Raw genomic sequence first — 6,771 nt, forward strand, 5'->3', positions numbered from 1 at the left:
CGGGCGGTGGTGTGGCACCGCCACGGGCGGGCGGCGGGGTGTCGCGACGGTCGTTCGGCGGCGGGGTCTCACCGAGGTCCCGGGGCGGGGTGCCGCGCCGGGCCTCGTCCCGCAGGTGCGGGCGGTCGTCGCGGCGGGCGCGCTCGGGAGGGCCGGGTCGTCGTGGCCGGTCCGGACCGGTCGGGCGGGAGCCCTCCTGCGGTCGTTCGTCCACCCGGGGCACCCCCTTCACTGGTCGGCACGGGCGGGGCGGCCGTGCCGCGCGGAGGAGCCGCGGCACGTGCCTGCGCACCCGGCGGCGACGACGGCGCTCGGGTCCCGGTGAGGGTACTTGCCGTGATCACGATCTCGGTGAGCGGCCACCCACCCCGGTGGGTGGCGCCGGGCAGGGCGGACATACCCGTCACTGGTACGACACGAAGACGGGTGACTCGGGCCGGACGGCGTAGGTCTCGCGCGGGGTGAAGGTCGGCTCGTCCTCGTCGATGAAGTTCTTCCAGCCCCACCACAGACCCGGCGGACGGGGTGCGGCGTGCAGTGCGTTCCAGGTCTCGGTCTTCTCCTGGCGGGTGCCGTAGCCGTCGGCGTGCAGCACGGTCGCGAGCTCGCGGTGGGAGGTGACCACGGTCTGCCGGTCGGAGATCATCGAGACCCGGAACTGGTGGATGAGGAACACCTTCTGCGGCAGCTTCTTCTCGCGCACCAGCCCGGCCAGCCACTCCGAGGTCCGGTTGATCTCGGCCGCGGTCACCGAGCCGACCTGCACGCCGTGGCGCCGGCCCGGCTCCAGTCGCCACTCGGGGTCGAGCGCGAGTCCGACGTGCGGCTGCGCGAGCAGCTCGGCGTAGCGCTTGGCCTGGGTCAGGAAGTCGGTGGTCCCGGGCTGCAGGTCCAGCACCACGTAGACGCCGGCCTTCCCGGCCTGCTCGACCCACGGCCGCAGCTCGTCGACGCTCATCTCCGCCGAGTAGTCGCCGTCCGGGCCGGGGGCGCGGTCGGCGACCGTCGTGATGATCTCGAACGCCGGCACGACGGGCTCGCGCACGAGCGGCTGGAAGTCGGCGGCGAGGTCCTTCGCGCGGGCGATCGAGCGCGGCAGGTCCTGCTCGCCGAGGACACCCATCGACGGGGTGCCCGGGTGGCCGTAGAGCGCTGCCATCCGGCGGCCCGGGAAGACCTCGGTGCCACCCCCGGGAAGCCCCGGTACCGCGGGCGCGGCGGAGGTGGGCGCCGGTTGCGCGGGGGACGGCGGGGCGGCCGGAGCCGGGGCGGGGGCGGCGGCGCTCGCGGAGCAGCCCGCGACCAGTGCGCACGCGGTCAGGAGCGCCACGAGCAGCGCAGGCGGACGCGCGCGGCGACGACGGTTGGTGACGGACAGGACGTGCGAGGACTCACCCGAGATGGACACCGGTCACCAGGCTAGGCGACAGGATCGCGCACGGCAGAACCGAAGGTGACCGGGCGTGTCGGCCACGCGACGAGCCGTGACCCGCCGCGGTCGGCGACCCCGCGTCAGCGCGGGACGACGGGTCCGTCCGGGCCGTCCTCCGGCCCACGGTGCGGACGCGGCGGACGTCCGCGCAGGATCCGCTTGAGGCCCGCGGTGTGCCGCCGGCTGACGGGCAGCTCGACCGCACCCGGCCCGTTGCCGAGGCGGACCACGTACCCCGACCCGGACATGCGCAGCTCGGTGATGAGCGGCAGCGACACCAGGTAGGCGCGGTGGATCCGCACGAACCCGGCCTCGCCCCAGCGGTCCTCCAGCACCGAGACCGGGATCCGGACCAGGTGGCTGCCCTCGCTGGTGTGCAGCCGGGCGTAGTCGCCCTGGGCCTCGACGAACCGGATCGAGGAGCGGGGGACGAGTTTCGTGGTGCCGGCCAGCTCGACCGGCACCACCTCGTCGTCGGTGGTCGCGGCGGGGGCGCCCCGGCGGGCGGCCGCGGGATCGGGCCTGCCGCCCTGCTCGACGCCGTGGCGCGGCGGTGCCGGCGGCGGGCCGCTCTCGGTCCGGCGGGCCGCGCGCAGCGCCATGGTGCGGTCCAGCGAGCCGGACAGGCGCTCGGTGCGCAGCGGCTTGAGCAGGTAGTCGACGGCGCCGACCTCGTAGGCGTCGACGGCGCGGTCGTCGTGGGCGGTCACGAACACCACCGGCGGCGGGTCGGCCATCGCGTTCAGCACCCGGGCGAGCTCCAGGCCGTCGAGGCCGGGCATCCGGATGTCGAGGAACACCACGTCGACGGTCGGGGTGTTCGCGTCGGCCTGCGAGCCGTGCAGGATGCGCAGCGCCTCGGTGGCGTCCGGCGCGGTCAGCACGGTCGCGACCCGCTGGTCCTCGCCGAGCAGGTGCGCCAGCTCGAGCAGGGCCGGTTCCTCGTCGTCGACGGCGAGCACGGTGAGCCGTGTCCCCGCCGGGGCGGCAGGCGGTGGTTGCGGCGGCTCCGGGGCGCGGAGCTGTCCCGGGACCCCGATGGGCCGGTGGTTGCTCGCGGCGCCGTACCCGGGTTGCAGCACGTGGCCGACCGGGCCGGCGGGCGTCGCGCCCGAAGCGTGCCCACCCCGCGCGTGGCTGTACACGGCTCCTCCTTGCCGCGGGCACACCGCCCGCTGACCGGTGACTGCGGGCACACCGTATCGAGACAGCGGAGCGTCACCGACGGCCGGTCCGGCCTCCCGTCCCACACGATCCGGGGTGGGCCTTCGGAGTGGGCCCGACCGCGGAGCGTCACGAGTCGTGGCAGCCGGTCGTGGACGCGGTCCGTTCTCCGGGCGTGGGACGGCGTCGTGGCTGGTCGGGCGGAGGGTCGTTCCCCCGCCGATCGGACGGGCTGCGGGCGGGTGTCATTGTGGCACTCGGTGCCGAAACGCTACCGTGCCGTGAGACCCGCCACGTGGGACCGTCTCGTATCCGGTCGGCGTGTCGGGCCGGCCGCGACCGACGGTGGCCGGGCGCACACCTCCGACTGCGAAGGGGCAGGCATGGCGAGCACGAAGGACTGGTTCGAGACGGTCGCGGAGGCGCAGCGACGGGCGCGCAAGCGCCTGCCGAAGTCGGTCTACTACGCGCTGGTCGCCGGCGCGGAGCAGGGGATCACCCTGGCGGACAACGTCGCCGCCTTCGACGAGCTCGGTTTCCGCCCGCACATCGCGGGGCTGCCGCCGCAGCGGGAGCAGAAGACCTCGGTGATGGGCGTCGACATCGACTTCCCGGTCATGATCTCCCCGACCGGTGTGCAGGCCGTCGACCCGGAGGGCGAGGTCGCGGTCGCGCGCGCCGCGCACAGCTCCAACATCCAGAACCCGCTGAACCCCGAGCAGACCGTGTCGACGGCGATGGGCCTGTCGTCGTTCGCGTCCCGCTCGGTCGAGGACGTCTGCGCGGTCCACGACAAGGTCTTCTTCCAGGTCTACTGGGCCGGGTCGAAGGAGGACATCCTCGAGCGCGCCCTGCGTGCGAAGCGGGCGGGCGCCAAGGGCCTCATCGTGACCCTGGACTGGACCTTCGCCACCCGCCGCGACTGGGGCAGCCCGCCCATCCCCGAGAAGGTCGACGTCAAGGCCGCGCTGCAGTTCGCGCCCGAGATGATCACCAAGCCGCGCTACGTGCTGGACTGGGCGAAGTCCGGGAGGATCCCGGACCTCAAGGCCCCGAACATGGCGCCCCCCGGCGGCGGCGACGCCCCCACCTTCTTCGGCGCCTACGGCGTCTGGTGGACCACCCCGCTGCCGACCTGGGACGACATCGCCTGGCTCCGCGAGAAGTGGGGCGGCCCGTTCATGATCAAGGGCATCATGCACCCCGACGACGCCCGTCGCGCCGTCGACGCGGGCGCCACCGCGGTCTCGGTGTCCAACCACGGCGGCAACAACCTCGACGGCACCCCGGCCGCGATCCGGGCGCTGCCCGCGATCGTCGACGCCGTCGGGGACCAGGTCGAGGTCGTGATGGACGGCGGCATCCGCCGCGGTGCCGACGTCGTCAAGGCGCTCGCGCTCGGTGCCCGCGCGGTCCTGATCGGCCGCGCGTATCTGTGGGGGATGGCCGCGCAGGGCGAGCGCGGGGTCACCAACGTCCTGTCGATCCTCTACAAGGGGATCGACGAGGCGCTGCTGGGCCTGGGCAAGAAGTCGATCCACGAGCTCTCCCGCGACGACCTGATCGTCCCGGAGAACTTCACCCGCGTCTCGAAGCTCTGAGACACCCGGTGGTGCGGGGGCCCGGCGCGACCGGGCCCCCGCACCACCGTCCGCTCACAACGGGTACGTGACCCGGGTCAGCTCCTCGGCGCGCTCCCAGAGCGCCCGCTGCATCCGTCGGTCGTGCGAGGCCGCCGTGGACCCGACCGGACGCGGGTTGCCACGGGCCTCGCCGATGCCGTCCGGTCCGATGTAGGCCCCGCCGGGCAGGTCCGGGACGGTCGCGGCGAACAGCGTCGGCAGCGCCCCGGCCGCCGCGGACTGGGCGACCACCTTGTTGAGCACGCCCATCAGCGCGTCCTGGACGGACTCGGTGCGCGACTGCAGGTTCGTCGCCGCGTACCCGGGGTGCGCGGCCATCGACCGCAGCCGCGACCCGGCCGCCACGAACCGGTGTTCCAGCTCGTAGGCGAACATCAGGCAGGCGAGCTTGGACTGGCCGTAGGCAGTCCAGCGCTCGTAGCGGCGGCGCTCGAAATTCAGGTCGTCGATGCCGATCCGGCCCATCCGGTGGGCCACGCTGGACAGCGTCACCACGCGGTCGGTGATCCGGTCGGCCAGCAGACCGGTCAGCGCGAAGTGGCCGAGGAAGTTGACCCCGAGCTGGGTCTCGAATCCGTCCGCGGTGCGGGAGAACGGCACCGCCATCAGGCCGGCGTTGTTGATCAGCACGTCGGCGGTGCCCTCGAACCCGGCGGCGAACTCGCGGACCGAGGTGAGGTCGGCCAGGTCGAGCCGGCGTACCGACACCGCGCCACCGAGCTCGGAGGCGATCTCCTCGCCGCGGAGGGTGTCCCGTACGGCCAGCACGACACGCGCACCGGCGTGCACCAGGGCCCGGGTGGTCTCCAGCCCGAGGCCACTGGTGGCGCCGGTGACGATCACGGTCCTGCCCTGCTGGGGCGGGATGTCCGCCGTCGTCCAGGGGGCGGGTGAGGTCCGGAACACGGGAGGACTCCTTCGCGGGGAACGGGACCCCAGGTCTACCCGCTCGCGCGGGGCCTTGCGCGCCCGCGCCCCGGACGGGTCAGCCCGCCGGCTCGCCGGTCTGCCGGTCCCGCCGGGCCGCGACCAGGGCGTCGACGAGCAGGAACAGGATCAGCGAGACCCCCAGCACCGGCAGCACCAGCCCGGCCGCCACCGCGGCCAGCCCGACCAGCGCCACCGCGGCGGGGGAGGGCCGTTCCCGGGACCCGGGCGGCCCGGCGAGTCCGCGCGACCCGTCCGGCCGGGTCGGCCTGCGCAGCCACCACATCCGGTAGCCCCACACGACCAGCACGACCACGGCCGACGCGAGTGCGGCGAGCGCGACCAGGTTGACGGTGCCGAACAGCAGGCCCATGTGCGCGTCGATGCCCCAGCGGGCGAGCTTCGCCGCGACCGGCCAGTCCGCGAAGGCGAGCCGGTCGGTGATCGTCCCGGTCGCCGGGGCCACGGCGACCGAGTCCTGCTGCGACGGCCAGCTGCGCACCGTCTGCTGGACCGTCCAGGCCTCGCCGGGCTCGCCCGGGGTGAGCTCGACCGGTCCCGAGAGGCCGTCGGCGCGCGCGGCGTCCAGGACCCGCTGGGCGACGGCCGGGACCGCCCGCGGGGCCACCGGTGCCGTCGCGGCACCCGTCACGGGCGCGGCCGCGTCACCACCGGCGGCGGGCAGCGTGCTGCTGACCGACGGCGTCGTCCAGTCCAGGGCGGTGCGCAGCGCGCCCACGTTGGCCCCGGCGAACTGCGACCAGGTCAGGCCGGTCGCGGCGAGGAACAGGAACCCGACCGAGGCCCAGACGCCCACCGCGCCGTGCCAGGACCGCAGTCGCGACCGCGACGACCCGCCGGTCCGCGGCAGCAGCCGCTCCCGGCGTCGTCGTACCCGGCGGGTCACCTGCACCACGAGGCCGGACAGGGTGAGCACGGCCAGCCAGGACGCCGCGAGCTCGGTGTAGACCTGTCCGGGGGCGCCCAGCAGCAGTGAGCGGTGCAGATTGTCGATCACGCCGCGGGCCGGGAGCCACTCGGCGTAGGTGTCGAGGGTGGCCCGCACCTGCGCGGTGTACGGATCGACGAACACGGTGCGGCTGTAGCTCTCAGGCAGGTCGGCGTCGAACGACACCCGGGTCGTCGCGCCGGGCTCGCGCGACGGCCGGATCTCGGTGACGGGCAGGCCGGGCTGGGTCGCGACGGCCGCCTCGACCTGCCGGGACAGCGGGAGCTCCGGGCCACTGACCGGGGCGGTCAGCGCGTCCGCGTACATCCAGCGCTCGATCGGTGGCGACAGCGTGTAGAGCAGCCCCGTCAGCGCCGCGACCAGCAGGAACGGGCCGACGAACAGGCCCGCGTAGAAGTGGATCCGGGTGACGAGTCCCTTCAGGCCCCGGAACAGCGGGGGCCGCTCCGGCGGCGGGACGGGCGCCCCGGGCCGGGTGTCGAGGCCGACGCTCACCAGCCCGCCACCATCGCCGCGAGCATGACGACCATGCCGACGCTCATGGCTGCGTGGCAGGCGGCGTCGGAGCGCGCGCCCAGCCGGCCCGCCGTCCGCGCAGGGGCCCCGGTCCGCTCGGCGAGCGCCGTGGCCGCCCC

The 6,771-nt window shown here is 74.8% G+C and carries 5 protein-coding genes and 1 pseudogene; 1 reads left to right on the forward strand and 5 read right to left on the reverse strand.

Annotated elements, in window-relative coordinates; all coding sequences use genetic code 11:
• From NH602_RS26500 to NH602_RS26510, 3 genes and pseudogenes are all read right to left on the reverse strand, one after another.
• A pseudogene (locus tag NH602_RS26500) lies at nt 1-214 on the reverse strand (hypothetical protein); the annotation flags it as partial.
• 189 nt (nt 215-403) lie between these two features.
• Complete coding sequence (locus tag NH602_RS26505) at nt 404-1,408, reverse strand: hypothetical protein (RefSeq protein ID WP_253069207.1); 1,005 nt, start codon at nt 1,406-1,408, stop codon at nt 404-406.
• Nucleotides 1,409-1,512: 104 nt separating this feature from the next.
• A complete protein-coding gene (locus NH602_RS26510) occupies nt 1,513-2,394 on the reverse strand; it encodes a LytTR family DNA-binding domain-containing protein (protein WP_208623195.1) in 882 nt (293 codons plus the stop codon).
• A 585-nt stretch (nt 2,395-2,979) separates the two neighbouring features.
• On the opposite strand from NH602_RS26510, the gene mftD reads away from it, so the two are divergent.
• Nucleotides 2,980-4,197 carry a pre-mycofactocin synthase MftD gene (gene mftD, locus NH602_RS26515; RefSeq protein WP_062400817.1) on the forward strand — a complete coding sequence of 406 codons (1,218 nt, stop codon included), beginning with the start codon at nt 2,980-2,982 and terminating at the stop codon, nt 4,195-4,197.
• Between the two features lie 54 nt (nt 4,198-4,251).
• Here mftD and NH602_RS26520 read toward each other — a convergent pair whose 3' ends face one another.
• Nucleotides 4,252-5,145 (reverse strand): oxidoreductase, encoded by an 894-nt coding sequence (locus NH602_RS26520; protein ID WP_100879880.1) that lies wholly within the window; start codon nt 5,143-5,145, stop codon nt 4,252-4,254.
• A gap of 79 nt (nt 5,146-5,224) precedes the next feature.
• Nucleotides 5,225-6,631, reverse strand: coding sequence for a PepSY domain-containing protein (locus tag NH602_RS26525; RefSeq protein WP_253069208.1), 1,407 nt, complete (start codon nt 6,629-6,631; stop codon nt 5,225-5,227).
• Nucleotides 6,632-6,771 lie beyond the last annotated feature (140 nt).

It is taken from the genome of Pseudonocardia sp. McavD-2-B (assembly GCF_024124365.1).
In the GTDB taxonomy this organism is placed as follows: Bacteria; Actinomycetota; Actinomycetes; order Mycobacteriales; family Pseudonocardiaceae; genus Pseudonocardia; species Pseudonocardia alni.

Excerpts from the sequence above, each read along its gene's own strand:
- mftD (WP_062400817.1), top strand. The coding sequence starts at position 2,980 with ATGGCGAGCACGAAGGACTGGTTCGAGACGGTCGCGGAGGCGCAGCGA.